Annotated in this window: 32 protein-coding genes and 1 pseudogene; 31 read left to right on the forward strand and 2 right to left on the reverse strand. The window is 46.1% G+C overall.

The window, feature by feature from the left end; genetic code table 11:
• From LGZ99_RS20265 to LGZ99_RS20280, 4 genes and pseudogenes are all read left to right on the forward strand, one after another.
• Positions 1-210: pseudogene (locus tag LGZ99_RS20265) on the forward strand (DNA primase); the annotation flags it as partial.
• Positions 210-350: a hypothetical protein gene (locus LGZ99_RS20270; RefSeq protein ID WP_023044923.1), complete on the forward strand. Its 141-nt coding sequence runs from the start codon at positions 210-212 to the stop codon at positions 348-350. The pseudogene LGZ99_RS20265 and the gene LGZ99_RS20270, both read left to right, overlap by 1 nt.
• A complete protein-coding gene (locus tag LGZ99_RS20275) occupies positions 350-736 on the forward strand; it encodes an antiterminator Q family protein (protein WP_036841575.1) in 387 nt (128 codons plus the stop codon). The genes LGZ99_RS20270 and LGZ99_RS20275 overlap by 1 nt, the downstream gene beginning before the upstream one ends.
• Before the next feature lie 271 nt (positions 737-1,007).
• Positions 1,008-1,187, forward strand: coding sequence for a hypothetical protein (locus tag LGZ99_RS20280; protein WP_023044925.1), 180 nt, complete (start codon positions 1,008-1,010; stop codon positions 1,185-1,187).
• Here LGZ99_RS20280 and LGZ99_RS20285 read toward each other — a convergent pair.
• On the reverse strand, positions 1,164-1,433 hold the full coding sequence (locus LGZ99_RS20285) for a DUF1883 domain-containing protein (protein WP_071789487.1): 270 nt from the start codon (positions 1,431-1,433) through the stop codon (positions 1,164-1,166). The genes LGZ99_RS20280 and LGZ99_RS20285 overlap by 24 nt on opposite strands.
• Positions 1,434-1,867: 434 nt before the next feature.
• Here LGZ99_RS20285 and LGZ99_RS20290 point away from each other — a divergent pair, with 434 nt between their 5' ends.
• Positions 1,868-2,152, forward strand: coding sequence for a hypothetical protein (locus LGZ99_RS20290; protein ID WP_021326020.1), 285 nt, complete (start codon positions 1,868-1,870; stop codon positions 2,150-2,152).
• 25 nt (positions 2,153-2,177) lie between these two features.
• Here LGZ99_RS20290 and LGZ99_RS20295 read toward each other — a convergent pair whose 3' ends face one another.
• Positions 2,178-2,420 carry a hypothetical protein gene (locus LGZ99_RS20295; RefSeq protein WP_262979506.1) on the reverse strand — a complete coding sequence of 81 codons (243 nt, stop codon included), beginning with the start codon at positions 2,418-2,420 and terminating at the stop codon, positions 2,178-2,180.
• A gap of 155 nt (positions 2,421-2,575) precedes the next feature.
• Between LGZ99_RS20295 and LGZ99_RS20300 the strand changes: the two genes are divergently transcribed.
• The 26 genes from LGZ99_RS20300 to LGZ99_RS20430 all read left to right on the forward strand — a co-directional run bounded on the left by LGZ99_RS20300 (position 2,576) and on the right by LGZ99_RS20430 (position 21,108).
• Positions 2,576-2,911: a phage holin, lambda family gene (locus LGZ99_RS20300; protein ID WP_023044927.1), complete on the forward strand. Its 336-nt coding sequence runs from the start codon at positions 2,576-2,578 to the stop codon at positions 2,909-2,911.
• Positions 2,898-3,323 carry a lysozyme gene (locus tag LGZ99_RS20305; RefSeq protein ID WP_262979507.1) on the forward strand — a complete coding sequence of 142 codons (426 nt, stop codon included), beginning with the start codon at positions 2,898-2,900 and terminating at the stop codon, positions 3,321-3,323. Before LGZ99_RS20300 ends, LGZ99_RS20305 begins: the two co-directional genes overlap by 14 nt.
• 95 nt (positions 3,324-3,418) lie before the next feature.
• Positions 3,419-3,868: a lysis protein gene (locus tag LGZ99_RS20310; RefSeq protein WP_262979508.1), complete on the forward strand. Its 450-nt coding sequence runs from the start codon at positions 3,419-3,421 to the stop codon at positions 3,866-3,868.
• A gap of 174 nt (positions 3,869-4,042) precedes the next feature.
• The gene (locus tag LGZ99_RS20315) at positions 4,043-4,606 is read left to right on the forward strand and encodes a phage antirepressor N-terminal domain-containing protein (RefSeq protein WP_036841072.1); all 564 of its coding nucleotides are present in this window, start codon (positions 4,043-4,045) and stop codon (positions 4,604-4,606) included.
• A 77-nt stretch (positions 4,607-4,683) separates the two neighbouring features.
• Positions 4,684-4,896, forward strand: coding sequence for a hypothetical protein (locus LGZ99_RS20320; RefSeq protein ID WP_262979509.1), 213 nt, complete (start codon positions 4,684-4,686; stop codon positions 4,894-4,896).
• A 366-nt stretch (positions 4,897-5,262) separates the two neighbouring features.
• The gene (locus LGZ99_RS20325) at positions 5,263-5,505 is read left to right on the forward strand and encodes a hypothetical protein (RefSeq protein ID WP_262979510.1); all 243 of its coding nucleotides are present in this window, start codon (positions 5,263-5,265) and stop codon (positions 5,503-5,505) included.
• Positions 5,506-5,854: 349 nt separating this feature from the next.
• Positions 5,855-6,133 (forward strand): hypothetical protein, encoded by a 279-nt coding sequence (locus tag LGZ99_RS20335; protein ID WP_021327015.1) that lies wholly within the window; start codon positions 5,855-5,857, stop codon positions 6,131-6,133.
• Between the two features lie 4 nt (positions 6,134-6,137).
• Positions 6,138-6,488, forward strand: a complete 351-nt coding sequence (locus tag LGZ99_RS20340; RefSeq protein ID WP_023045820.1) for an HNH endonuclease — start codon at positions 6,138-6,140, stop codon at positions 6,486-6,488.
• Positions 6,485-6,682 (forward strand): hypothetical protein, encoded by a 198-nt coding sequence (locus LGZ99_RS20345; RefSeq protein ID WP_021327017.1) that lies wholly within the window; start codon positions 6,485-6,487, stop codon positions 6,680-6,682. The genes LGZ99_RS20340 and LGZ99_RS20345 overlap by 4 nt, the downstream gene beginning before the upstream one ends.
• A 194-nt stretch (positions 6,683-6,876) precedes the next feature.
• Positions 6,877-7,371: a phage terminase small subunit P27 family gene (locus LGZ99_RS20350; RefSeq protein WP_023045819.1), complete on the forward strand. Its 495-nt coding sequence runs from the start codon at positions 6,877-6,879 to the stop codon at positions 7,369-7,371.
• A complete protein-coding gene (locus LGZ99_RS20355; RefSeq protein ID WP_262979511.1) occupies positions 7,368-9,098 on the forward strand; it encodes a terminase large subunit in 1,731 nt (576 codons plus the stop codon). The genes LGZ99_RS20350 and LGZ99_RS20355 overlap by 4 nt, the downstream gene beginning before the upstream one ends.
• A gap of 8 nt (positions 9,099-9,106) precedes the next feature.
• On the forward strand, positions 9,107-9,289 hold the full coding sequence (locus tag LGZ99_RS20360) for a hypothetical protein (protein ID WP_021326289.1): 183 nt from the start codon (positions 9,107-9,109) through the stop codon (positions 9,287-9,289).
• Positions 9,289-10,524 carry a phage portal protein gene (locus LGZ99_RS20365; RefSeq protein WP_021326290.1) on the forward strand — a complete coding sequence of 412 codons (1,236 nt, stop codon included), beginning with the start codon at positions 9,289-9,291 and terminating at the stop codon, positions 10,522-10,524. The genes LGZ99_RS20360 and LGZ99_RS20365 overlap by 1 nt, the downstream gene beginning before the upstream one ends.
• Positions 10,502-11,152: an HK97 family phage prohead protease gene (locus tag LGZ99_RS20370; RefSeq protein WP_021326291.1), complete on the forward strand. Its 651-nt coding sequence runs from the start codon at positions 10,502-10,504 to the stop codon at positions 11,150-11,152. The genes LGZ99_RS20365 and LGZ99_RS20370 overlap by 23 nt, the downstream gene beginning before the upstream one ends.
• 12 nt (positions 11,153-11,164) lie before the next feature.
• Entirely contained in the window at positions 11,165-12,379 is a 1,215-nt protein-coding gene (locus LGZ99_RS20375; protein WP_262979512.1) for a phage major capsid protein, read from the forward strand.
• 40 nt (positions 12,380-12,419) lie between these two features.
• Complete coding sequence (locus LGZ99_RS20380; protein ID WP_262979521.1) at positions 12,420-12,713, forward strand: head-tail connector protein; 294 nt, start codon at positions 12,420-12,422, stop codon at positions 12,711-12,713.
• Between the two features lie 10 nt (positions 12,714-12,723).
• Positions 12,724-13,050 (forward strand): phage head closure protein, encoded by a 327-nt coding sequence (locus LGZ99_RS20385; RefSeq protein ID WP_021326294.1) that lies wholly within the window; start codon positions 12,724-12,726, stop codon positions 13,048-13,050.
• A complete protein-coding gene (locus LGZ99_RS20390; protein WP_021326295.1) occupies positions 13,037-13,426 on the forward strand; it encodes a hypothetical protein in 390 nt (129 codons plus the stop codon). The genes LGZ99_RS20385 and LGZ99_RS20390 overlap by 14 nt, the downstream gene beginning before the upstream one ends.
• A complete protein-coding gene (locus tag LGZ99_RS20395; protein ID WP_021326296.1) occupies positions 13,423-13,824 on the forward strand; it encodes an HK97-gp10 family putative phage morphogenesis protein in 402 nt (133 codons plus the stop codon). The genes LGZ99_RS20390 and LGZ99_RS20395 overlap by 4 nt, the downstream gene beginning before the upstream one ends.
• Before the next feature lie 23 nt (positions 13,825-13,847).
• Positions 13,848-14,318, forward strand: coding sequence for a hypothetical protein (locus LGZ99_RS20400; protein WP_021326297.1), 471 nt, complete (start codon positions 13,848-13,850; stop codon positions 14,316-14,318).
• Positions 14,318-14,665: a phage tail protein gene (locus LGZ99_RS20405; protein WP_262979513.1), complete on the forward strand. Its 348-nt coding sequence runs from the start codon at positions 14,318-14,320 to the stop codon at positions 14,663-14,665. Before LGZ99_RS20400 ends, LGZ99_RS20405 begins: the two co-directional genes overlap by 1 nt.
• A 227-nt stretch (positions 14,666-14,892) precedes the next feature.
• Positions 14,893-18,486 carry a phage tail tape measure protein gene (locus LGZ99_RS20410; RefSeq protein ID WP_262979514.1) on the forward strand — a complete coding sequence of 1,198 codons (3,594 nt, stop codon included), beginning with the start codon at positions 14,893-14,895 and terminating at the stop codon, positions 18,484-18,486.
• Positions 18,487-18,822 (forward strand): phage tail protein, encoded by a 336-nt coding sequence (locus tag LGZ99_RS20415; RefSeq protein ID WP_262979515.1) that lies wholly within the window; start codon positions 18,487-18,489, stop codon positions 18,820-18,822. It abuts the gene before it with no gap.
• An 11-nt stretch (positions 18,823-18,833) separates the two neighbouring features.
• Positions 18,834-19,568 (forward strand): phage minor tail protein L, encoded by a 735-nt coding sequence (locus LGZ99_RS20420; protein WP_262979516.1) that lies wholly within the window; start codon positions 18,834-18,836, stop codon positions 19,566-19,568.
• Between the two features lie 125 nt (positions 19,569-19,693).
• Positions 19,694-20,341: a DNA translocase FtsK gene (locus LGZ99_RS20425; RefSeq protein ID WP_243465261.1), complete on the forward strand. Its 648-nt coding sequence runs from the start codon at positions 19,694-19,696 to the stop codon at positions 20,339-20,341.
• A gap of 59 nt (positions 20,342-20,400) precedes the next feature.
• Positions 20,401-21,108, forward strand: a complete 708-nt coding sequence (locus LGZ99_RS20430) for a C40 family peptidase (RefSeq protein WP_021326893.1) — start codon at positions 20,401-20,403, stop codon at positions 21,106-21,108.
• Positions 21,109-21,117: the final 9 nt, after the last annotated feature.

Below are 21,117 nucleotides of genomic sequence, written 5' to 3' on the forward strand. Positions count from 1 at the left end.
GGGGTTAAACACTTAATTATTTTCGCTGATATGGATCTGCATTCAGCGACCGGCCACGCTGCGGCTTTTGAGTGTGCCAGGGGTAACCTCGTTGCTAAAAACGATTTAGAAACGGTCAGTATTCGCTGGCCCGATCACGGTGATTTTAATGACATGCTACTTAACGGTGATGAAGTGCGTGAACTGTCTTTTAATAAGTGGGTGGAATAATGAAGATAACTGATAACTTAAAACACAAGGCACTGTTTGCTATTCCTGAACCAAGCTACGGCACGGAACTGGCAACCTATGAAGCTGCGCTGGAACTGACTGAACCGGAAAAAATTAATGTTGGTGGGGGAATGTGCTGATGCGTGACATTCAACTAGTTTTAGAGCGTTGGGGTGGATGGGCGGCTGATAATAGAGAAGACGTTTATTGGTCTCCCATTGCTGCCGGATTTAAGGGACTCATACCCAGTAAAGTAAAATCTCGGCCACAGTGTTGTGAGGATGACGCTATTGTTATTTCTAGCTGTATGGCAAAGCTGAATCAAAAGAATGACGATATCCACGATTTGTTATTTGACTACTATGTATTCGGTAAAACATTCATGCAATTAGCTTATGAGCATAAATGCTCTGACGGTCATATCGGTAAAAAATTACAAAAGGCGGAGGGTGTTATTGAAGGAATGCTGATAATGCTAGATGTAGAACTGGAAATGGATAAATATGTTCAAAAAATTGCAGCCTAATTTAATAAAAGAGTTTACGTACGTAAAAAACTGAATATTATGATAAGAGTGATAGCTATGTCACACAGCTTATCGAATTAACAAGCCTCGTTATTCCGCGAGGCTTTTTCATTTTCGCCGCCGCAACGTCTCAACACTCCAATCTTTGTTGCGGTCGGCATTCTATTACTTGTGTCCCCAACGCTACAATCAACGCTAATTAAAACGAATATTGAGATTGTTTAAAGTTGAATTGAGTTTACAACCATAATGCTAAATCTGAGGTGCGTGAGTGAAAGTATCAATAGAATTGGACGGCGATACGATTTGGTATCGCGATGAGGAAAAAGGGGAGGGGATGGCCTCAACCGGGTATGTAAAGGACGGCACACAGCAGAAAATTATTGCCGTCCTTGAAGCATCACTATCTCAGGCCAAAGCTGAAGCTCTATGCTGGAATAACCGAAATTGAGTGGTGAATGGTTGCTGATCCTCCACCTAAGTCAATTGTAACGTTCCAGTGTCCGCTATAGGGTGCGGTCAGTCTTGCTGGAAGGCGCTGGAAAAAGCCTCCTCCGCCATGGTGTTGGAAGCCATGACCGCTTCTGTAGTTGCTAAAGTTACTATCCGTCATTAACAAAACATTGCATTGGTGAGAGCATTGTACGACGACCACATCTCCCTGATTGAGATGCATTCGTTTGTGCAGAAACTGCATTTTATTTCCTCTTAGAGGTCATCAGCCATCCCTCTATGTTGGTTGAAATTTGGCTGAACACTTAACTTAGCCTAAACCATCATTTATTGAACCCTGATATTTAAACAGGCCGGTTCAGCTCGGCCGGATTTAGCTCTGGGTTTTATTCTCAGGCTGCGATTATTCGCGGCCTTTTCTTTTCACACCCGCACTTACGGGGCTTTCTCATTGGAACTTTATATGAAAGACGAATTTGAATGGGTGTGATGAATTTGACGGATTCTAAATTTTAGGCTTCGCGTTCGCGGGGCTTTTTCATATATAAAGCCCACATCCCCCGTTCTCAGATAAAAGTTTCAGTCTGTCTAATGGCTGATGTGGCATCAATTCCAGGCTGCGCATGGCGTGGCCTTTTTTGTCTCTGTCACTCTATTAACTCACTCATGAGGTGAACGATGGAATTATCCTTTGTAGTTGGTATGCCAGCAATAGCGACTAGCTTTATGTTTGCTGATCGTAGTAGTGGTATCGAAAATGGCTCTTTCACCGCCAATATGTTAGCGGGAAGCCAATTAGTTGCTGATGTCAAAGTGTCAGGTTTTTACGGGCATGAAGATTATGAGAATAAACTTATCATAAAGTATAAAGAAACCTTTGATCCAGAAAGCACCTTTGCGGCGTTTTTCGAACGCGCGGAAAATTATGCAAGACAATACTGCTACAAAATTGGACTGAAATAAAAAGCGGCCTAGAGGCCGCAATATATCATCTATATTTTATTGGATCTTTTATTAAGGTAATAGCAGCATCAATCCCGTCTTCTCCTTGCCACACTTGCTGTTTTAAAGCCTCTAAAGATGCGATAACTTCATTGGTGAAATTTTCACAACCTGGCTTATTTTCTAAGTTCTTAAGAATATGATGAATGAGTAATTGGACTATAGCTTGTTGTCCTTTCATTTGCTCTTTGATTTGGTTGAAATAGAATTCTGTTTCTCGATCTAACATTTTTGTCCCTATCACAGAGGTAATCAGCCATCCCTCTGTTTTGGTTAAGATTTGGCTGAATTATAAACTTACCTTAAGTATAAATTTATTACTTTTAACTCACTCACAGGGGCGGACATATCCACCCCACGGACGCCCATTTTATGGGGGTGGATATGAAACTCATGGACAAGCAGCCAGACATCTGGATGCAGCTATGGTTATGGCTGTTATCAGTCAAAGAGCAAGGTATCGGTGCGGCACTGGCCGGTTTAATGGCTTACCTTAGGGGTCGATACAACGGGGGTAAATTTTGGAAGACGATTATTGACGCAATGATGTGCGCACTTATCGCGTGGTTCATTCGTGATTTGTTGGTCTTCTTAAATCTGAGTACGGATTTGGCTTATATCGGCAGTGTCATTATTGGTTATCTGGGGACTGACTTTTTCGGTCAATGGATGCGTGGGGCTTTGAATCGTAAAGCAGGGGTATCTGATGCAAATCAGTGAGAAAGGGCTTAGTAAGCTCAAAGGCTATGAGGGTCTCAGCTTAACAGCATATCGTTGCCCCGCGGGTGTTTGGACAATCGGCTACGGTCATACTCGCGGGGTAAAGCCCGGTGATGTGGTTACAGATAAACAGGCCGAGCAGTTCTTACTTGAAGACTTAGCCCCGGCCTACATCACGATTGAATCAAACGTTAAGGTCCCGCTGACTCAGGGCCAGTTTGATGCACTTTGTTCATTTATCTTCAATTTTGGTACCGGCGCTTTCGTTCGTTCCACGTTGCTGAAAAAACTCAATGCCGGTGACTATCGCGGAGCGGCTGACGAGTTCATGAGATGGAACATGGCTGGTGGGCGTGTATTACCGGGCCTAGACGCTCGCCGGGCATCAGAAAAAACGATGTTTTTATCATGAGGTTCCGAAAAGGGTAGAAATATGAGCGATACATTATTTGCTGTGATATGTACGTTGATTGGTTGGACATGGTTTTTGTTGTTGGTATTACTGCTATGAAATTCAATGCTCATTACTACACGATACTCGCATTGATCGTTATTTCATTGACAGCGTATTACTATCACTCTGAGTTACAGAGAGAGCAACGTGTTACAAAACAGCAGCAGTCAGAAATCCAGCAACTCACCGACACTATCGACTACCAGAACTCTCACATCACGATGTTGAACGAGCTTGATACGAAACACACACAGGAACTTGCTCATGCCAAATCTGAAATTGATGCTCTTCGTGGTGATGTTGCCGCTGGTCGTCGCCGGTTGCTCGTCAAAGCCACCTGTCCAAAGAGCGAAGCCGATTCCCGCAGCAGCGTGGGCGATGCAACCACCGTCGAACTCACTGGAGAAGCTGGATCAACTGTTCTCGATATCAGAGAAGGCATTATCAACGATAGAATAAAAATCAATTACTTGCAGGACTACATCAAAACTCAGTGTCAGTAACAGCCTCGTTTAATCCGGGGCTTTTTTGTATCTGAATTTCACCGCGCACTAGCATGCGCTAATCCCAACCAAGAGTTTATAGAAATAGAGCCTGAGAAATGTCGTTATAGGTGGCGATCTTCTTGGGGCGATATTTCTATGCTAGCAGGCTCTAATTTCTATAGGTATACGCAAATGAACGCAATCACAGTCCCTTTTTATGACGATGAGCTTTATGTTGTGGAATACAACAATGAACCTTATGTTCCGATGAAACCCATTGTCGAAGGGATGGGTTTAGATTGGATGGGACAATATACAAAGTTAAAAACTCGCTTTAATAAAGGTATAGAGGAAATCTCTATACCCACAAAAGGCGGTAATCAATCAATGACTTGTCTGTCTCTGCGTAAGTTAGCTGGTTGGCTACAGACTATTTACCCCAACAAAGTTAAGCCTGAGATCCGCGATAAAGTCATTCAGTACCAAAATGAATGTGATGATGTTCTTTATGACTACTGGACTAAAGGGATTGTAGTTAATCCCCGCCAACTCAGCGTGATGGAAGAACTTAACCAGGCATGCGCCGACATGAAGCGAGACAAAGGGATCGCCAGTTTGTTTGGTACCGGATTAAATGAATGGAAATCCGTTAAGGCTGCTCACGTATCAAAAATTAAGACGCTGGTTAATGAGGCGGACCAGATGATTGATTTTGTTTTAGCTGATACCGGTCCGGGAAAAATAACCCGAACATAAAGCGGAGATGAAATAATGGATATTGGCGTCAGAGAAGAGAGCGGGCGTTATCAGCTACTGACCGATGGGGAACCCACATGAACCACGAACAATTTATTGAGAAGAACGTCCAGGCCGAGTTAGTTAAGCTCGGCTTTTCTTCATCTATTGCAGGCATGGCAAGTGATAAGGCAGTCGATCACTATCGTCGCAGTTCGTCAGCGAGCAGAAAGGGCAAGATGTACGATGATTGTTTGCACATCGCTAAGGCGTGGGCGAGTAAATACAGTTCAGTCAAGCCCAAATCTTGATTTATAAAATTCTGCAAAAGGTGCTCATGAAGTGCCTTTGATAGAGTTTTGTATAGGTTTTAGATGCTGGTGGTCTCAAGATTCCCCAGTGTTATATTTCAGCATGTAGCAGAATATTCTAATTACAACTGTTTCCAACCTGGATACAGAGCCGCGCCGGTTATCGCAGTCTGTTTGTATTAACCATGACATAGCTTCCTTTTCTATCGAGTGTACAGGCAGAGTCAAAAATAACCAATACCCCTGGATGCGGGCATATGTTAGCAACATCAGCTATAGGTAGGCGAAGCGGTGTGACAGCCGGAGAGACGGATCATTATTAAGATATTTGCAGGATTATGTGAATACTGAATGCGGGAGAGTGAAATGAATAAAGTGAATAACAATAACAACGGAAAAATAATTGAGTTGCGGGTCAATGGTGCTTCTTTGTGTTATTTGAATACAAAGTCGGCAATATCAATTGATTACTTGTTTTTTCTTAAATCGGTAGTAGAGACCCTATCGCTTGATAGGACCTCGCTGGAACATGAGGCTAATTTGGTTGGAAAAACCATAAACCATAAGCATGCAGCATTTGCAGCAATCAAAGATCCCAAAGCTCTTTGATAAAAGAGTCAACACGAATTGTATCGCTACCGTTAGAGGCTTTTAAATAAAAATTAACCACATTATCGGGTAAATAAGTGTTCCACTTACTGAATGGTGCGGAAAATATTCCCTAAAAATAGATTCAACCGCATTTTCTCCGGTACCAAGATTAGGGATCATGCGACACTGCAACAGGCATTTAGCAATTAATGTAGATTTCAGCATATTTGTTCATCTTGTTGGTTATAGGGACTAGCAAGGATACCACTTCACCTGATGTTTTCTAATTTTCTAAGCTGGCTCATGTTGAAGTAGTTATTTCAATAGTGGCTACGCTAATACTGATAATTCATATCGAGGAATAAGCATGAAAGATAAATCACTAGACACTGAAACATATACAGTCAGCGTTGGTGTTAACGTAAACAGCAGTGAATTGGATAAAACTGAGGCACAACTTGAGCGTATCAATGAACTTATTCAAATAAATGCTAATGCGATTATTGAAAACGCAACAATGACCGTCGCAAGCATAAGAGAACAAGATGAACGTTTCAGTAAAGTTATCCGGGAAATAGTTCAAGATGAGATACATAAGTGGGCTATGCGGGAGAGTCAGATAGGCGGTCGGCTCTCAAAGTGGTGATGATATGCCAGCAAGGATACCTCGCGCTTGCCGCAAGCGTGGCTGCGCACGTACAACAACAGATCGTTCTGGTTACTGTCAGCAGCATATCAATACTGGCTGGGAGAACCACCAACGGGGCAAGAATCGACACGAACGCGGCTATGGTAGTCAGTGGGACGCGATACGCCCACGCATATTGAAGCGTGATAAGCACTTGTGCCAGGACTGCTTGCATCATGGCCGGGCTGTCACCGCTACCACGGTTGACCACATCATACCCAAGGCACACGGCGGTACTGATAGGGATAGTAACTTACAATCATTATGTTGGTCTTGTCATAGACGCAAGACAGCAACGGAGAGAATGAGATGACACAAGATGAGCAAACACTACTCATGTTTAAAGGCTTGATTGCTTCATTGCCTGATGAGAGCCGCAAGAACTATGAGCAATGTATTAAGATAGTTCGGCAGCTATTGGTTGACTATCCAACCGGTGAGGCTTTGATTGCAATAGGTATCATTGGGGCAGAACAGCAAATGAAAGGCAACTGGGGACAAGGTTAGTTAATCAGTTTCATATGAGACGATTTCACCGGGGTAGGGGCGGGTAAAATCCCTACCCCTCTCGCCTTACGGGACTGCCGCCTCAGTCGAATTTTTATCGCCGCGAAAAATGAAATTTAATCCGGGAGATAAATCCGCCAATTTCAGTGTTATTTTCCTTGTATTTTTATCCCCTTTTTGGAGATTTTTTATTTATGGCTGGAACGGCTGGCAAATCAGGACGTCGCGCAAAGCCAACCGCCCGAAAAGCATTAGCCGGCAATCCCGGTAAGCGTGCCCTGAATAAAAATGAACCGGTATTCACGCCCTTAAAAGGGGTCTTGCCGCCTGACTGGTTTGCAGAAAACAATCTCAACCTGGCGATCACCATGTGGGAGATCACGGTTAAAGAATTATGCGGGCAAGGCATCATTTGTCTGACGGATTTAGCCGTGCTTGAGCGCTGGTGTGTGGCTTATGAATTCTGGCGTCGGGCGGTAATGAATATTGCTATGCAGGGGAATACGGTCACCGGTGCGACGGGTGGACTGATAAAAAACCCGGAGTTAACAGCAAAAAAAGAACAACAGTCAGAAATGGATACCACCGGCTCAATGCTGGGGTTAGATCCCAGCAGCCGACAGCGGTTAATGGGTGCTGCGGGTAAGGCTAAAACAGAGAACCCGTTTATCAGGATCATCACATCATGAGTCGAAAATCTTATCCCAATGTTAATGCTGCAAATCAATATGCTCGTGATGTTGCCCGTGGAAAAGTTATAGCCTGTCAATATGTTATTGATGCCTGTCAGCGGCATATTGAAGATTTATCCCAGGAGAAAAATAAAAAGTTCCGCTACCGGTTTGATAAAGACTTAGCAGAAAAAGCCGCCCGGTTTATCCAGCTTCTCCCGCATACAAAGGGGGAGTGGGCGTTTAAACGGATGCCTATCACCCTGGAGCCCTGGCAGTTGTTTATTGTGTGTTCAGCATTTGGCTGGGTACATAAAGGCACAAAGCTGCGGCGTTTTCGTGAAGTGTATACAGAAATTCCCCGTAAGAATGGAAAATCAGCGATTTCGGCGGGTGTCGCTTTATTTTGTTTCACGTGTGATGATGAGTTCGGTGCCGAAGTTTATTCTGGTGCCACAACTGAAAAACAAGCGTGGGAAGTCTTCAGACCGGCCCGGTTAATGTGTAAGCGTACCCCGTTGTTGACCGAGGCGTTCGGTATTGAAGTGAATGCCAAAAACATGAACCGTCCCGAAGATGGCGCCCGGTTTGAGCCACTAATCGGTAATCCGGGTGACGGGGCCAGTCCGCATTGCGCCATTGTGGACGAATACCATGAGCACGATAGTGATGCACTTTATACTACTATGCTGACGGGGATGGGTTCCCGTCGTCAGCCGTTAATGTGGGCGATTACCACAGCCGGTTACAACATTGAAGGACCGTGCTATGACAAGCGGCGTGAAGTGATCGAGATGCTTAACGGTACCGTACCTAACGATGAATTGTTTGGCATCATTTATACTGTCGATGAAGGGGATGAGTGGACAGACCCGGACACACTCAGGAAAGCCAACCCCAACATGGGGGTTTCTGTCTATGCTGATTTTCTCCTGAGCCAGCAAACCAGGGCAAAGAATAATGCGCGTCTGGCGAACGTCTTCAAAACCAAACACTTGAACATTTGGGTATCAGCCAGGGCAGCCTACTTTAATTTAGTCAGCTGGCGAGAGTGTGAAGATAAGACCCTGACGTTAGAACAGTTTGAAGGTCAGCCCTGTATCCTCTCTTTCGACTTAGCGAGAAAGTTGGATATGAATTCCAAGGTCAAACTTTTTTATCGTGAAATAGAGGGGAAAAGGCATTATTACTGTATCGCACCCAAATTTTATGTGCCGTATGACACGGTATACAGCACTGACACGGACCAGCAGCGCACGGCGGAACGCTATCAAAAATGGGTGAATACCGGGCACTTAACAGTGACAGCCGGGGCTGAGATTGATTATCGGGTTATTCTTGAAGACGCCAAAGCCGACAACTTAGAAAATCCGGTAGAAGAGTCCCCGATTGATCCTCATGGGGCGACGAATCTTTCTCACCAATTGGCTGATGAACAATTAAATCCAATCACGATTATCCAAAATTACACCAACATGTCAGATCCCATGAAAGAACTGGAAGCGGCGATTGAAGCCGGGCGCTTCCATCACGACGGGAACCCGATCATGACGTGGTGTATGGGTAATGTTGTTGGCAAGTATCTGCCGGGTAACGATGATGTGGTTCGTCCCATTAAAGAGCAATCAGAAAATAAAATTGACGGTGCGGTAGCGCTGATGATGTCAATTGGGCGAGCTATGTTAAATGACAATGAAGAAAACCTCTCTGATGTTTTAGCTAAACGCGGCCTTCGCTCACTCTAAGGAATTCCATGAAAATATTGACAATGATCGCCCTGTTGGTGGGGATCGTAGGCGCGTGTCTGCTGGCTTACGGTGCCTGGCTACTTTTGCCCGCGGCGGGTTACCTCGTCGCTGGTGCGCTCTGTCTTGTCTGGTCTTATCTGGTTTCTCGCATGATGGAGCAAACTGAAAAACCGGATAAGGGGGCCTAATGTTCTTTCCGGGATTATTTCGAAAATCAGCCCAACCCCTGACCTCATCTGAACTGAGTGAATTGGTTGGGCTTTCTTATGATACTTATACCGGCAAGCGAGTCAGTCCTCAGCTTGCTATGCAATTGACCGCTGTCTTTAGTTGTGTTCGGGTACTGGCGGAATCGGTAGGGATGTTGCCATGCTCTTTGTATCAGCAAATTGAACGGGGGAGTGCCAGGGCGGTAAAAGAAAAGCTACATACCTTGTTATCGGTTAAACCTAACGGCTACATGACACCTCAGGAGTTTTGGGAGCTGCTAATTGGCTGCTTGTGTCTCCGCGGTAACTTTTATGCTTATAAAGTCAAGGTGTTTGGCGAGGTTTCCGAACTCTTGCCACTCGATCCCGGCAGTGTCACCTCCAAATTAAATGCCCACTGGGAGCCTGAATACCAGGTGACGTTCCCGGATGGCAGTTTGAGCACATTATCACAGGAAGACATCTGGCATGTGCGCATTTTTACTCTCGACGGGTTAAATGGACTCAGTCCGATTGCGTATGCTCGTCAGGCCATTGGTTTAGGGATGGCAACGGAAGAGCATGGCTCTCGGTTGTTCAGCAACGGTGCGGTAACCAGTGGTGTATTGCAAACGGATCAATACCTGAAAGACGAAGCATATCACCGCCTTAAGTCTGACTTTGAAGAGCGTCATCAGGGACTGGTGAACTCACACAAGCCGATGATCCTGGAGATGGGGCTTAAGTGGAATCAAATCAGTTTATCAGCCGAAGATGCTCAGTTTCTTGAAACCCGTAAGTTTCAGCTGGAAGAGATTTGTCGCATTTTTCGTGTACCCATGCATATGGTGCAAAACACGGACCGCGCCACTTTCAACAATATAGAAAACTTAGGGATTGGGTTTATCAATTATTCGTTAGTCCCGTACCTCACCCGCATTGAACAGCGGATTAATCTGGGACTGGTGAAACCCGATAAGCAGGGCCGACTTTATGCCAAGTTTAACGCTGGCGCGTTGCTGCGTGGGGATATGAAATCGCGGTTTGAATCCTATGCAACGGGGATCAACTGGGGAATTCTGTCACCCAATGAATGTCGGGAGCTGGAGGAACGCAACCCACGCGAGGGGGGCGATATCTATTTAACCCCGATGAATATGACCCCAAAACCGGGCAGCACCGATAAACCTAAACCACAGGAAAATTCAGATAATGATGACGAAACAGCGGCTTGATGTGCCGTTAAAACTGAAATCGGTCAGCGACAGCGGCGAGTTTGAAGGGTATGGCTCGGTGTTCGGCGTCAAAGACAGCTACGACGATATTGTCTTGCCGGGGGCATTCAGCAAGTCCCTGCAACTTTGGCAGGGAAAACAATCCTTTCCGGCTATGTTGTGGCAACACCGGATGGATGAACCCATCGGCGTCTATACAGAAATGAAAGAGGACGACAGAGGGCTATATCTAAAAGGGCGATTACTGATTGATGATGACCCGCTGGCAAAACGGGCTCACGCGCACATGAAGGCCGGATCACTCTCCGGCCTTTCTATTGGGTATGTGCTTAACGACGGGGAATATGACAGAGCGAAAGACGCGTTTCTGCTGAAAGAGATAGCGCTGTGGGAAGTCAGCCTTGTCACTTTCCCGGCCAATGATGAGGCGCGTGTCGGCAATGTTAAATCCGCCTTTGCCCGTGGCGAAATCCCCACCCCCAAAAGTATTGAGCGAGTCCTGCGCGACGTTGGGCTCTCACGCTCCCAGGCCAAGGCATTCATGGCTGAGGGGTATGGCGCATTGTCTCAGCGTGAGGCTGATGGTGATGTGTCTGTATTGAATGCATTGAAATCATTGAAATTTTAACTGGAGTCAAACATGGCTATTGAAAAGAAAGATGTTGAAGAAGTCGCGCAGGAACTGCAAAAGCGTTTTGACGAATTCAAAGAGAAAAACGATAAGCGTATTGAGGCTATCGAAGCTGAAAAGGGTAAGTTATCTGGGCAGGTGGACACGCTGAATGGCAAGCTGACCGAGCTTGAATCACTGAAAGCGGATCTTGAAAAAGAACTGGCCGCCGTAAAACGGCCGGGGGGCGGATCTGGGACTAAAGCGGTTGCCGAACATAAAGCGGCTTTTGCTCAATTTATTCGCAAAGGTAAGGAGGACGGGCTGGCCGAACTGGAAAGTAAAGCCATGCAGACCACAACTGATCCCGATGGGGGTTATGCGGTACCGGAAGAGTTGGACCGCAACATCATCAACGCATTGAAAGATGAAGTCGTGATGCGGACAGAGTGCAATGTAGTCCCAATTGGTACACCAGAATATAAGAGACTGGTCAATAAGGGCGGTACAACCAGCGGTTGGGTGGGTGAAACCGATAAGCGCCCGGAAACAGCAACCGCCAAACTGGGGACTATCGATCCTGTCTGGGGAGAAATTTACGGTAACCCGGCCGCGACTCAGCGTATGCTGGATGATGCTTTCTTTGATGTGGAAACGTTTATCACCAGTGAACTGGCGCAGGAGTTTGCCGAGCAGGAAGAGGCGGCATTTACGAACGGGGATGGCGTTAAGAAACCCAAGGGCTTGTTGGCCTTCGATTCGGATGACAAAGCAGACAAAGACCGCGAATGGGGGACGCTACAACACATGGTGTTGAAGAAAGCAACCGAGGTGACGGCGGATGAAGTGATGCAACTGATTTATACGCTGCGCAAACCGTATCGCAACGGGGCTAGGTTCATGATGAATAACAAACTGTTGTTTGCTGTACGCACCTTAAAAGACAGTCAGGGTAACTATATCTGGCAGCCCGGTTTGCAATTGGGCCAGCCGTCTGCCTTGCTGGGGTACGGTATTGCAGAGAATGAACAGTTTGCGGATCTTGAGGCGGGGGCGGTGCCGATTGCCTTCGGTAACTTCAAACGCTGCTACACCATTCTGGATCGTATTGGTGTTCGTATGTTGCGTGATCCGTACACCAACAAGCCGTTTGTTCAGTTCTATACAACAAAACGTGTCGGCTCCATGCTGGTAGATAGCAACGCGGTGAAACTGCTGAAAGCGGCGGCGGGTGCGGGTAAGTAATCTTCGGGCGGCTGACATGCCGCCTTTTATAGAGGTTGATATGGTACCGACAATTGAAGAATTACGAGCGCAATGTCGCATCGATACGGATGAAGAAGATAACTTACTGACAACGTATGCAAAAGCCGCTCGTCAACGCGCCGAAAATTTTATTAACCGCCCACTTTTTGATGACCGGGTTCCCGGTGACGTCAGTGAAGGGCTGGTGATCACTGATGATATTAAATTAGCGATTATGCTCGCTGTAGGTCACTGGTATGAAAACCGGGAGGGAGTGGCGTTACCAGGCGGTTTTAAGATGCTGCTTGAACCCTACCGATATATCCCATTGTAGGAGGTGAGTAGTGAAAGCGGGTGAACTTGACAAACGCATTAAGTTGTTTCGCTCCGTGACTACACGTGATGAATTTGGTGCTGAAATCGTCACATCTGAATACGTTACAACGATTTGGGCGAAAGCCGCCGCGATTTCAAACCAAAAGATACGCACAGCAGATCAGCAGCAGGTAATTGAAACTATGCAGTTTACTATCAGGCCAAGACGGGACATAGATTCAACCTGGTTGATTGAGTACCAATGTCGCAAGTTTACTGTCCGGGCGGTTGACCGCAACCAATCGGCCCGGACAGTAATCACAACAGAGGCAGATTTTCGTCATGATAGAACCTGATCTTAAAGCGGATTTGGAACGATTAACGGGGTTGCCTGCCTACCCGCTGGTGTTGCCGTCCAGTGTGATGGAGGGAGTGACCTACCAACGTATCAGCGACCCCAAATTTAATACCGGACTGGCTGCAACACGTCTGGTAGAGGCACGGTTTCAGGTAGCCTTCATTGTCCTGAATGATTACGCAAAAGCGTTGAAACTGGACGAAACCGTCAGATTAGCATGGGAACCCATCAAGCATAGCTATATTGGGCATTATCCGGTGCAGGCGGTTTCACGCGGTACATTGCATCAGGGCTCAGAAGAGCTGACCGAGAACCAGAAGCGTTACCGGATCACCCGTGATTTTATCATCACTTATGCGGAGAATGCAGAATGATCGGCGTTAAAGTCTCCGGCCTTGAGGAATTGGGGCGCAAGTTGCAGGAACTGGACACGGAACTACAGACCAAAATTCTACGTTCAGCAGGCAAAGCCGCAATGGAAGTCGTAAAGGAAGATATGCAACAACATGCCGGGTATGACAAAAGCAGCCCCGGTCCCCACATGCGGGATGATATTAAAATCCGCAGCAGTCGGGCTAAAAAATATCAGGGGGTGATGATCACTGTTGGTCCGACCAAACAACACTACATGAAAGCATTAGCACAGGAGATAGGGACCATTAAACAAGTACCGAACCCATTTATCCGTCCCGCTCTGGATTACAACAAATCCGCAGTACTAAAAAAGCTCGCAGCAGAAATCCGTGACGCTTTAAGTCGTTATAGCAAATAAATCAATCTATTGGAGTAATTATTATGACTGATAAATCTTCACCAGAATATGCCGTGTTGCCAAATGGCACGGTCGTTAAATTTGGTAAACCGGGTGATACCGTAGACGCAATGAAATCCCTTGCAAACTGCAAAGCGTTAGGGGCTACTGGGCTAACGGGTAGTTTTATTGACTGCACAACACTCATTGATACCAACAAACAATTTATTTCTGATATGCCAGAGGGCCCTGAAAAAACACTCGGTTTCATTGATGATCCTGAAAACGTCGATTTCACCAACTTTCTGAATGCTGCGCAGAATCGCGAAACCGTGCAGTTCTATATTGCCTTACCAAATAAACGGACGGCCACAATGATCCTGGCATTGTCTGGTTGGGAAATGAGCGAAATTACCGCGCCAGCAAGTGAAGTGATACAGATCACCGTCAAAGGAAAACAAAATAACCTTGTTTGGGGTGTCGCTACCACCAAACCAGCTGGAGGAAACAAATAATGAAAAGCTTAAAAGCCGCTCTATTAACCCCCCGCCCACATATTAAAGCCGTGGAGCTGTTTGGTACAAAAGTCAATTTGCGTCGTATGACAGCATCAGAATTGATGGATCTTGAGGAAAAGGTAGAAAAACTGAGTACATCGGGTGACGGGCGTGAGGCTTCTCGGCTCAATGTGCAAATTGTTTTAGATTGCCTGGTGGATGATAAAGGGCAGCCCATCCCCCCATCTGAGCTGCCAACCGCTGAGGAATTGATGGAGACTCACGACAATGCCACGATTATTGAAGCCATCAACATTGTGAAACGTCACAGTATCGGCACCCTGGAAGACGCGGAAAAAAACTAACTAAATCGCCGTTGCTGCATTTTGCGTTTGCCCTTGCGGAACAGCTCGGCGAGATAGATCCCTATAAAATCCTGTCCTTACCAGTCTCAACGCTTAATGAATGGCAGGCGTATTACCGCCTTAAAAATCAAGGGCATGATACGCATCAGCCCGCTACTTCCACATTAGTATCATGCGATACCCTTCAGGCGCAGTGTGATGCTGTCGTTAAATTGTTGAGTTGATTTATGTCAAATTTAGCCACACTCTCTGTTGGGCTGCTCGTGAATGCAGTCTCTTTTAAGTCTGCCATCTCTGATGCTTATCGTTATGCCGGGCAAGAATCTGATCGCTTTTCCCGTCGAGCAAGTGAGGGAGCGAAAAAGACAGAGCAGTCTTATCACTCTCTCAGTTCAGCGATTAAGTCCGTTTCAGGCCAGCTAGCCTTGCTGGCAGGAACAGGCTTTTCTCTGGGCGCGATTATCAGCACTACCCGTCAATATAGCCAGGCATTGTCTGATTTGTCTGCTATCACGGGGGCGACGGGTGAGCAGTTAAAAGCGTTTGACAAAGCGGCGCAGCAGATGGGCCGCACAACAGAATATACTGCCAGCCAGGCGGCATCGGCACTGAAACTGATGGCTTCCGCTAAACCCGAACTCATGAAAACCAGTGACGGGTTGATTAAAGCAACAAATTCAGCGCTGATTCTGGCGCAGGCTGGCGGCACGACGTTACCGGATGCAACCCGAACTTTAGCACTCTCATTAAACCAGTTTGGCGCCAGTGCTGCCGAAGCGGATCGCTATATTAACGTGCTGGCTGCTGGAGCAAAATACGGTTCATCAGAAATTACTGATACTGCTGCTGCCATTAAAAATGGGGGCGTGGCAGCGGCTCAGGCGCGGGTTTCGTTTGAGGAGTTGAATGCAGCCATTCAAGTACTGGCAGAACGTGAAGTGAAAGCCGGTGAAGCCGGTACTGCACTGCGCAATGTTATTCTGATGCTGGAAAGAGGGGGTGATAAAACGCTGAAACCCTCTGTTGTTGGGTTATCCGTTGCACTGGAGAATCTGGGTAAAAAAAGCCTGTCTACAACTTCAATGGTCAAAATGTTCGGCTTAGAGAATGTTAACGCCGCTACTATTCTGACAAAAAATGTTGATAAGTTGAACGAATTAAAAACTGCATTAACGGGGACCAATACAGCATTTGAACAAGCCAAAACTCGGACTGATAACCTAAACGGTGATCTATTGTCGCTTGCAAGTGCATTTGAAGGCATGATCATTCAAATTGGTCAAAGTGCAGACGGGCCATTAAGAACGGGCATTCAGGCAGTGACTGGCGGCGTGAATATACTGACAGACAATTTTAGTGCATTAGCTAACGTTGTTGCTTATGCCGTACTGCCGGTGATCGGTGGCAAGTTGACCAGTAGTTTGCAAGCACAAGCAAAGGAATGGTATCAACTGGAAAGTGCTTCACGATCTGCCACCCGACAACAGGCAGAAACGGCAAAACGTACCATTGATGAAGCCAATGCCACAATCAAGTTAACGGGGGTCCAGGGTAAACACATTCGGCAACAAGAGTTAGAAAACCGTCAGCATGGTGTTTATGTTAATTATACTAAGGACAAGAATGAGTTATTCAGACAGGAAACTGAGGCGTTAACAAAATTAGAAAATGCGACACAAAAACTGGCTCAGGCTAACCGCAAGTTGTCATTTTCAACTCGTGCATTATCAACCGCGGCAGGATTTGCTCGCGGTGCGTTGTCATTGGTTGGCGGGTATGCTGGCGCAGCAATGCTGGCCGGTTCTGCTATCTATTACCTGTACCAACAACAAGAACAAGCAAAACAATCCGCTATTGAGCTGGGAAGAAGCACCGATCAACTGATTGATTCGTTACGGACAATGAGCAATCTGGAAGTGAACAAACGTATCTTTGATACGCAGGACGACATTGTTAAGCAAAAAGAAGCGATAGAGGAGCAAAAAAAACTCGTTGAAGCCAGGCGGCAGACTATGCTGAGTTGGCAAGCCGTTTCTAAAGGCAGTGTTAAAGCCCCATTTGCGCCGGATGCCACTAAAAAGGCAGCGGAAGCCACTCGCATCTATAAAAACGAACTGAATAATCTGGAGTTAATGCAGGAAGGATTAAGCAAAAAACAAAGTGACATCAATCTGCTGCAAGCGCGTCATGCGGGATTATTGCGTGATAATTATGTAGAGATGGTTAATATCACGGATACGTTACCGTTAATGACTGCGGCGGGCTCAGAATTCAACCGGATATTGTCAGTAGGGAATAAATTATTACAGGACCGGCAAGAGCTGTCTGTTGCTATTCCGTTGGCATTACCCCCAAGCGCCGAGGTGCAAGCAGAACTGGACAGGCTGCAACAACAAATCGAATTGGAAAAGTTGCAGGGGGTTGAACGGGCCATGCTGGCTGCTGAACAGCGAGTGAAAAATCAGGATGAGGCTGGCAGAGAGCGGGTCCGTAACAAAGCCGCCGAGCTTTATCACCTGCAACAGGCCAATAAAGAAAAAGGCAACAAAGGGAAAGAAAATAAAACCGCGCTCAATCACTATCAGCAATTACGCCGGGAAATTGAGTCTGCTCACACAACGAGTCTGCAACGTATTATTCAGAGCGAACAAGAAACACTAAGAAAACTCAATGAGTTAGATAAGTCTGGTGTAGCCTCTCAAACTGAAATACAGCGCTTAAAAATCCTCAATGCTGAAAATCACGAAAAACAACGGTTGGATTTAGCCGAAAAATACTCCCCTGCAAAAGCATTGTCTCGCCAAGAGCAAGAGGCTAATGCAGAGCTTAAATCACTTTATGATGCTCGTTTGTTAACAGAGCAAGAATATCTGTCTGCCAGCAAGACGTTGTATCAAGATTCCGTCAGGCAAAAACTGGCGGAGCAGGCAAAGCAGATTGCGGCACCGCGTATTGATATGGCGGGAGAGGTTGATCCGGTTGTCCAGCTTAAAAACCAGCTGGCGGAACAGCAGGCATTATATGACGCCTATTATCAAAATGGCATTATCAGTAAGGAACGCTATGAGCAGTTGGTCACTGCGGCAACCAATAGATCAAAGGAATCGCAATTTACAGCAGCAAAGGAGTTGTACGCCAGTCAGGGAAACTTTCAAAAAATGCAGATGAATCTGTTAGATACTGTTGAACAACGAACAGGCAATGCACTAACGGGGATGCTGATGGGGACAAAAAGTTTCTCTGATTCGCTGAAAGAACTGACTGCATCACTTGCCCAGTCCATTATACAAGATCTGATCCGTATCGCTATGCAGGCCATGATCACTAATGCGGTTTCGGGGTTATTTGGTGGATTTTCGGGTGGCGGGAGTTCTGTTGCTTCGGCGGCGGGAGCATCGTCAGCCGGTACGGGGGCTATGGGAATGTCGACAAGCTGGAGGAGTTTCGTCCCGAATGCAAAGGGCGGTGTTTATTCTTCTCCCGGCTTGAGCGCTTATAGCGGGCAAATTGTCAGTAGTCCCACGTTGTTCGCATTTGCCAAAGGAGCCGGGTTAATGGGTGAAGCCGGGCCAGAGGCAATCTTACCGCTAAAACGCGGCCCGGATGGTTCATTAGGTGTTAGGGCGTCTAGTCCCAATACACAGGCAGTCAGCGCCGCGCCGCAAGTCTTTATTCAGATTGATGGCAATGGGAATACGTCTTCACAAGCCCCGGCAGGGTTGGAAGCGTTCGGATCTCAGATTGCGTCTTTTGTCGATAACCGCTACCGCGAACTCCGCGACAAGGATTTACGTCCGGGCGGGCCATTGTGGAGAAGATAAATGCTTGAAACGTTCACGTGGTCACCCCGCATTCAAGCCGCTGTTGATGTGAGTTTTCGAGTCAGAAAAGCGCAATTCGGTGACGGTTACGTACAAGTGGCCGGGGATGGCATTCACCCGAAAAGTCAGAAGTGGGAATTATCTTTTGTGGGTAACGAGACGTATATCCGGGCAATTGTGGATTTCCTTGATCGCCACAGTGGTTACAAATCGTTTCAGTGGGCTCCGTCACTTGCTGATGCCGGGCTTTATCGTTGCGGCGCGTATAAGACAACCGCCCTCGGCGGCGGGAATTACTCACTGTCGGCTAGCTTCATTCAAGCCTATCACCCCTAATTTCAGGAAATATGATGATAAATTCTGATGTGCAAAAATTAGAGCCGGGTAACACCATTCGGCTATATGAAGTAGACGGTACCGCATTTGGTGCTGATATCTTAAGGTTTCATAACGACACTATTCCTTATACTCCAGAAGAGTTAAGAACTGATGTGTTACCTAAAAAATCTATCTGGTGGCAGGAGAAAGAGTACGGACCGTGGCCGGTTAATATTGAGGGCTTAGATACGTCAAGTGATGGGCAGTCCGCGCGGCCTAAGTTAACCGTTGCAAATATTGACGGGCTGATTACCGCGCTATGTCTTCAATTCGATGATATGGTTCAGGCAAAGGTGACGATCCATGATACTTTCGTTCACTACCTTGATGCAAAAAACTTCCCAGGCGGAAATTCAACCGCCGATCCCGAACAAGAAAGGGTTCAGGTCTTCTATATTGATAGAAAAGAATCAGAAGATGATGAAGAGGTGAAATTTGAGCTTGCGAGTCCCGCAGATTTGCAGGGGCTGAAAATCCCGACACGACAAATTCATTCTATTTGTACCTGGTGCGCACGTGGCTGGTATCGGACGGGAAAAGGTTGTGATTATGCCGGTACCCGTTATTTTGACGAGAACGACAACCCGGTTGATGATCCCAGCAAAGATAAGTGTTCGGGTCTGTTAATTGCTTGTCAGCTGCGCATTGGTAAAGATGAGCCACTCCCGTTCGGCGGTTTTCCGGGTTCGGCGCTGCTAAGGTGATAACTGTTCAGTAACTTGCACTTATAAATATTAAGATTAATTTTATAACACCTAGATACAAAAAGAGCTAAGAGGTAATATTTGCTGATATTTTAAACATTTTGAGGATGTAGCTAGTGAATTTAATGAATGAAAACCTTGATCCGTTGTTTGATGAAGCTGTTGATTATGTAGCAACTAAAAAGTATATATCAGCTGATGACCTAAAGGAGCACTTCAATATAGGCTACAATAGATCAGCGATGCTGTTAGAGCAAATGGAGGAAATGGGGATAGTATCATGGGAGAGCGATAACGGAATTATTCGATATAGAGTCATTATTCTGTTAGCGAGTGGAATAACCGGGCAAGTAACAAAAGAGTTCAAGCCTAACTCCAGTTCAATTAATGCTAAGCAAGGTGATTCTAAAATATTAGGATATGATAGCTTTGAATGGATTATGGCGTGTATTGCCTTCATTATCATTTTGGTTATTTTCGTTTCTTGCTCTGGAAAATCACCCTCACCCAAAGAGGATTATTGCTCAGATGATAAGATGGCGTATATTTATGCGGAAAAACTCATATCATCTAATTTAAAATCGCCATCCAGTGCCAAATTTGCCAGCTACTACGATGTCAAATCCACTCAACCGGAAGATTGTAAATTTAACTTTGTTGGCTATGTTGATGCTCAGAATAGTTTTGGAGCGATGATAAGGACTAAATTTTCAGCAACAGTGCGCTATGATCAAAATAAAGATACGTATTATTTAGAGCGCCTAGATATGTAACCTCATGATTATTTCTATACGCCCCGTCTCGACGGGGTTTTTTATGTGGAGGGTCTTATATGTTCCCACGTATCATTCAGTCCATCATGGAACATGCTGAATCAGAATATCCAAATGAGAGCTGTGGCGTTATTGCACAAAAAAGCCGGGTAGAAAAGTATTTCCCGTGCCGAAATTTGGCAATAGAACCGGAGGAACAATTTCATCTTGATCCCCTTGGGTACGCTGCCGCTGAGGAGTGGGGAACGATTACCGCCATTGTTCATAGTCACCCGGACGCAACGACACAGCCGAGTGAACTGGATAAAGCTCAATGTGATGCAACCGAATTACCTTGGATTATTGTCAGTTGGCCGGAAGGCGATTTGCGAACTATCTACCCGCGCGGCGATCTTCCTTTAATCGGTCGTCCTTTTGTATTAGGTCACACTGATTGCTGGGGGCTGATCATGAGTTATTTTCGGCAGGAGCGCGGCATTGAACTGAATGATTACCGAGTAGATTATTGCTGGTGGGAGAACGGCAAGGAAAACCGTTACTTAGATAACTGGTACGAATGTGGTTTCAGAGAGTTCAGCGGCGTACAGCAACCGGGGGACATGGTGATCATGCAAGTTTCTGCTCCTGTAGCGAACCACGCGGGTATTCTTCTGTCTGATAATATGTTATTGCACCACATGTATGGACAACTCAGTCAACGTGTACCTTATGGTGGTTATTGGAAAGAACGGACTATAAAGACACTAAGATACCGGGATTTTTATTAGAGGTTCATT

The sequence above is a fragment of the Photorhabdus temperata genome, from assembly GCF_025384845.1.
Classification (GTDB): Bacteria; Pseudomonadota; Gammaproteobacteria; order Enterobacterales; family Enterobacteriaceae; genus Photorhabdus; species Photorhabdus temperata.

Excerpts from the sequence above, each read along its gene's own strand:
- LGZ99_RS20410 (WP_262979514.1), top strand. The coding sequence starts at position 14,893 with ATGTCAAATTTAGCCACACTCTCTGTTGGGCTGCTCGTGAATGCAGTC.
- LGZ99_RS20320 (WP_262979509.1), top strand. The coding sequence starts at position 4,684 with ATGAACCACGAACAATTTATTGAGAAGAACGTCCAGGCCGAGTTAGTT.
- LGZ99_RS20345 (WP_021327017.1), top strand. The coding sequence starts at position 6,485 with ATGACACAAGATGAGCAAACACTACTCATGTTTAAAGGCTTGATTGCT.
- LGZ99_RS20275 (WP_036841575.1), top strand. The coding sequence starts at position 350 with ATGCGTGACATTCAACTAGTTTTAGAGCGTTGGGGTGGATGGGCGGCT.
- LGZ99_RS20425 (WP_243465261.1), top strand. The coding sequence starts at position 19,694 with ATGAATGAAAACCTTGATCCGTTGTTTGATGAAGCTGTTGATTATGTA.
- LGZ99_RS20355 (WP_262979511.1), top strand. The coding sequence starts at position 7,368 with ATGAGTCGAAAATCTTATCCCAATGTTAATGCTGCAAATCAATATGCT.
- LGZ99_RS20325 (WP_262979510.1), top strand. The coding sequence starts at position 5,263 with ATGAATAAAGTGAATAACAATAACAACGGAAAAATAATTGAGTTGCGG.
- LGZ99_RS20310 (WP_262979508.1), top strand. The coding sequence starts at position 3,419 with ATGAAATTCAATGCTCATTACTACACGATACTCGCATTGATCGTTATT.
- LGZ99_RS20335 (WP_021327015.1), top strand. The coding sequence starts at position 5,855 with ATGAAAGATAAATCACTAGACACTGAAACATATACAGTCAGCGTTGGT.
- LGZ99_RS20430 (WP_021326893.1), top strand. The coding sequence starts at position 20,401 with ATGTTCCCACGTATCATTCAGTCCATCATGGAACATGCTGAATCAGAA.
- LGZ99_RS20390 (WP_021326295.1), top strand. The coding sequence starts at position 13,037 with ATGATAGAACCTGATCTTAAAGCGGATTTGGAACGATTAACGGGGTTG.
- LGZ99_RS20400 (WP_021326297.1), top strand. The coding sequence starts at position 13,848 with ATGACTGATAAATCTTCACCAGAATATGCCGTGTTGCCAAATGGCACG.
- LGZ99_RS20360 (WP_021326289.1), top strand. The coding sequence starts at position 9,107 with ATGAAAATATTGACAATGATCGCCCTGTTGGTGGGGATCGTAGGCGCG.
- LGZ99_RS20365 (WP_021326290.1), top strand. The coding sequence starts at position 9,289 with ATGTTCTTTCCGGGATTATTTCGAAAATCAGCCCAACCCCTGACCTCA.
- LGZ99_RS20270 (WP_023044923.1), top strand. The coding sequence starts at position 210 with ATGAAGATAACTGATAACTTAAAACACAAGGCACTGTTTGCTATTCCT.
- LGZ99_RS20415 (WP_262979515.1), top strand. The coding sequence starts at position 18,487 with ATGCTTGAAACGTTCACGTGGTCACCCCGCATTCAAGCCGCTGTTGAT.
- LGZ99_RS20395 (WP_021326296.1), top strand. The coding sequence starts at position 13,423 with ATGATCGGCGTTAAAGTCTCCGGCCTTGAGGAATTGGGGCGCAAGTTG.
- LGZ99_RS20350 (WP_023045819.1), top strand. The coding sequence starts at position 6,877 with ATGGCTGGAACGGCTGGCAAATCAGGACGTCGCGCAAAGCCAACCGCC.
- LGZ99_RS20305 (WP_262979507.1), top strand. The coding sequence starts at position 2,898 with ATGCAAATCAGTGAGAAAGGGCTTAGTAAGCTCAAAGGCTATGAGGGT.
- LGZ99_RS20290 (WP_021326020.1), top strand. The coding sequence starts at position 1,868 with ATGGAATTATCCTTTGTAGTTGGTATGCCAGCAATAGCGACTAGCTTT.
- LGZ99_RS20405 (WP_262979513.1), top strand. The coding sequence starts at position 14,318 with ATGAAAAGCTTAAAAGCCGCTCTATTAACCCCCCGCCCACATATTAAA.
- LGZ99_RS20340 (WP_023045820.1), top strand. The coding sequence starts at position 6,138 with ATGCCAGCAAGGATACCTCGCGCTTGCCGCAAGCGTGGCTGCGCACGT.
- LGZ99_RS20285 (WP_071789487.1), bottom strand. The coding sequence starts at position 1,433 with ATGCAGTTTCTGCACAAACGAATGCATCTCAATCAGGGAGATGTGGTC.
- LGZ99_RS20375 (WP_262979512.1), top strand. The coding sequence starts at position 11,165 with ATGGCTATTGAAAAGAAAGATGTTGAAGAAGTCGCGCAGGAACTGCAA.
- LGZ99_RS20370 (WP_021326291.1), top strand. The coding sequence starts at position 10,502 with ATGATGACGAAACAGCGGCTTGATGTGCCGTTAAAACTGAAATCGGTC.
- LGZ99_RS20420 (WP_262979516.1), top strand. The coding sequence starts at position 18,834 with ATGATGATAAATTCTGATGTGCAAAAATTAGAGCCGGGTAACACCATT.
- LGZ99_RS20300 (WP_023044927.1), top strand. The coding sequence starts at position 2,576 with ATGAAACTCATGGACAAGCAGCCAGACATCTGGATGCAGCTATGGTTA.
- LGZ99_RS20380 (WP_262979521.1), top strand. The coding sequence starts at position 12,420 with ATGGTACCGACAATTGAAGAATTACGAGCGCAATGTCGCATCGATACG.
- LGZ99_RS20295 (WP_262979506.1), bottom strand. The coding sequence starts at position 2,420 with ATGTTAGATCGAGAAACAGAATTCTATTTCAACCAAATCAAAGAGCAA.
- LGZ99_RS20315 (WP_036841072.1), top strand. The coding sequence starts at position 4,043 with ATGAACGCAATCACAGTCCCTTTTTATGACGATGAGCTTTATGTTGTG.